Source organism: Nostoc sp. DedSLP03, from assembly GCF_034530815.1.
GTDB lineage: Bacteria > Cyanobacteriota > Cyanobacteriia > Cyanobacteriales > Nostocaceae > Nostoc.
This window is the reverse complement of the sequence record NZ_JAVRCK010000207.1, coordinates 1-2,674: the sequence shown is the minus strand read 5'-3', so window position 1 is coordinate 2,674 and position 2,674 is coordinate 1. Positions and strand designations below refer to the sequence as shown.

Sequence of the window (2,674 nt, the reverse complement as noted above, 5' to 3'; positions counted from 1 at the left end):
TGCTCCCTGTCGAAAATATTATCTGCTTTGCTAACTAACCTGCAGAATGTGGGTTTTATAGCAAGGGACTGGGTAATAGGGACTGGGGACTGGGTGAAAAGCCTTTTTGTGTCTAAGTTTTATCGTCTGTTGATGTCCTAACCACCAAGGCTTGTGCTATAACTCTTAACTCCTAACTCCTAACTCCCCACTCCCACCGCTGACGGCAAAATTAGCATGGCATCACCGAATGAATAAAAGCGATATCCAAAAGCGATCGCTTGGTTGTATATATTCAATAACCGTTGCCTGCCAATTAGCGCACTTACCAACATCAACAAACTAGAACGCGGTAGGTGAAAATTCGTAATCAAACCATCTACTACCTGCCATTGGTAGCCGGGATAAATAAACAAGTCTGTTTTTCCGCAAAACGGTTGTAAATTACCAGATTGAGCCGCCCCTTCTAAAGCCCTTACTACCGTTGTTCCCACAGCAATAATCCGCCCGCCAGCTGCTTTCGTAGCGCGGATTTGCTCTACTGTAGCGGCGGGAACTTCAATCCATTCTTCATGCATTTGATGGGTAGTTACATCCTCTACTTCCACAGGGCGAAATGTGCCGACACCAACGTGTAGCGTCACAAAAGCTCGATTGATTTGGCGATTGCCCAACTTTTGTAATAATTCTGGGGTAAAGTGTAATCCTGCCGTCGGAGCTGCGATCGCTCCTGGCTGTTTAGCATAAACTGTCTGATACTGCTCATCAGCTGCTTCTGAGGTAGTAATGTACGGTGGTAACGGTACTTCACCAAATACCTCTAACAGTTGCACCAAAGTCTTTTCCTCTGGTACATCAAATTGCAACAAACGCCCCCCCGTTGCTGCATCTGTTTCTAGAACCGTAGCCGTTAGTTGGGGGCTAGAAGCAGAAAGTAAGGGAAAATTTTCCCCTCTGCCCCCCGCACCCCGCCCCTCTGCCTCTTTTAAATGCCCAATCCCCGCTTCCCTTGGTTCAAAGATAATCTTTGCTCCCCGTTTGAAGCTTTTTCCTGGCTTAACTAAAGCTAACCAACAGTTATGCTGCCGTTCTTCCAACAGCAACACCTGGATTTTCGCGCCAGTGGATTTATGACCATAAAGCCGCGCTGGAATTACTCTTGTATTGTTCATAACCAACAAATCACCAGAGCGCAGCAGTGCAGGTAAATCATGGAAAATATGGTGTAGAGGTGCTGTTTCGATGCCTGTAGTCGGAGAATCAACTACCAGTAACCGCGAACTATCTCTAGGAACTGCTGGGTTTTGGGCAATGAGTTCTGGAGGTAGTTCGTAGTCATAGCCAGCTACCGAGCAATCTAATTCAAAATTTTTGTCTTGTGGGCTAGATGTATCTTTCAAATTGACTTGTACTAGTTTTTGGTTTATTTAGTATTTATACTCTCTTAAAAAGTCTGAGTTAAGTTTTCCCTTATATTGGAACTTTAAGGGATCTTGGCTCAGTTTTGCCGCTAGGCTATAAGATTGTTACTATTAAGTAACACGGAAAACTTAACATAAAAAATGGGTAAACCTCCCCATCAAAAAACGGGGGCTTTTACCCTACCGGGAACAGGCACTGATTGACGAATATAGATATGTAGGATTGGCTTTGATCCCAAGCACCAACAAACATGGAATACTTGTACTATCTGGCAAATGCCAGTCTAACCCTGAGGGTCGTTCAACACCTCCACGCTAGACCCCAGACACCAGTTTCGTTCGTCACCGTAATTCATCAAATTGATGGCTGGGTGGTTAGGATCAAACTCAAAGGTCAAGTCTCGCCCCAAGAAGATGGCGACTTTCGGGCTTTTCTAAATGAATTAGGAATTAGCTACGAACCGCCAATGAGGGTGCAAATGGCACTTTGGAGTTTGGAAGCTGGACAGTGCCCTGTGGATGTGATGCGTCGTTATCAGGTAGCGATCGTTTCTCATGGTAGCCCAGAAAGAGATGAAATTGAAGCGTTCCGGCAACAGTTTGTCCGGGGCTTAGGTTACTGTCCAGAAACTTTAGCGTGAGACTATTTAGTTGTAACGCTACTACAAAATTATTGGTCATTGGTAATTAAGATATTTTATCCATTACCAATTAACCATTATCAATTGAAAAGTCAAAAGCTGCGGGGATATATTCTTGCAGCTTAAACTTGTATCCGGGTACTGATGAAGTAGCTAGAGCTTCCTGGTTAGCTGTAACCCCAGTCAGATTTTTTGATATCCTTTGACAGTAGACAATAGCAACATCAAATCGACAAGAATAATCTGCCTTCTCAGGATACTGGGCTAAGAATGTTTCAGCTGTACGACAGATTTTTGCTTGCTTTTGTGGAGTGATTGCGCTTCTTCCCCCTGCATCCCAACTACCTGAACTGCGGGTTTTGACTTCAACAAATGCCAACATAGAGTCAGGAGTGGGGAGTGGAGAGTGAGGAATTAGGAGTGAGGAGTTAGAAGTGAAGAATTCTTCCCCTGCTTCTTGGCTTCCCTGCTCTTTCCCACTTCCTTCATCATATTCAGCAATAATATCGATTTCCCCCCAGCGACTAGAAAAGCGGCGATGGAGAATTATCCAACCTGTAGATTGCAACCATTGGGCTACTATAGGACTAGTATTTGATTTCTGAAAAAACTCCGTACATCTGGAGAGATAGA

General features: G+C 44.4%; 3 protein-coding genes. 1 reads left to right on the top strand and 2 read right to left on the bottom strand.

The window, feature by feature from the left end; genetic code table 11:
• Positions 1 to 179: 179 nt before the first annotated feature.
• Entirely contained in the window at positions 180 to 1,406 is a 1,227-nt protein-coding gene (queA, locus tag RM368_RS38205; protein ID WP_322698886.1) for a tRNA preQ1(34) S-adenosylmethionine ribosyltransferase-isomerase QueA, read from the bottom strand.
• A gap of 245 nt (positions 1,407 to 1,651) precedes the next feature.
• On the opposite strand from queA, the gene RM368_RS38200 reads away from it, so the two are divergent.
• Positions 1,652 to 2,041, top strand: coding sequence for a hypothetical protein (locus RM368_RS38200; protein ID WP_012412259.1), 390 nt, complete (start codon positions 1,652 to 1,654; stop codon positions 2,039 to 2,041).
• A 70-nt stretch (positions 2,042 to 2,111) separates the two neighbouring features.
• Here the strand turns inward: RM368_RS38200 and RM368_RS38195 are convergent, their stop codons facing one another.
• Positions 2,112 to 2,624 (bottom strand): YraN family protein, encoded by a 513-nt coding sequence (locus RM368_RS38195; RefSeq protein ID WP_322698885.1) that lies wholly within the window; start codon positions 2,622 to 2,624, stop codon positions 2,112 to 2,114.
• Positions 2,625 to 2,674: the final 50 nt, after the last annotated feature.

Excerpts from the sequence above, each read along its gene's own strand:
- RM368_RS38200 (WP_012412259.1), top strand. The coding sequence starts at position 1,652 with ATGGAATACTTGTACTATCTGGCAAATGCCAGTCTAACCCTGAGGGTC.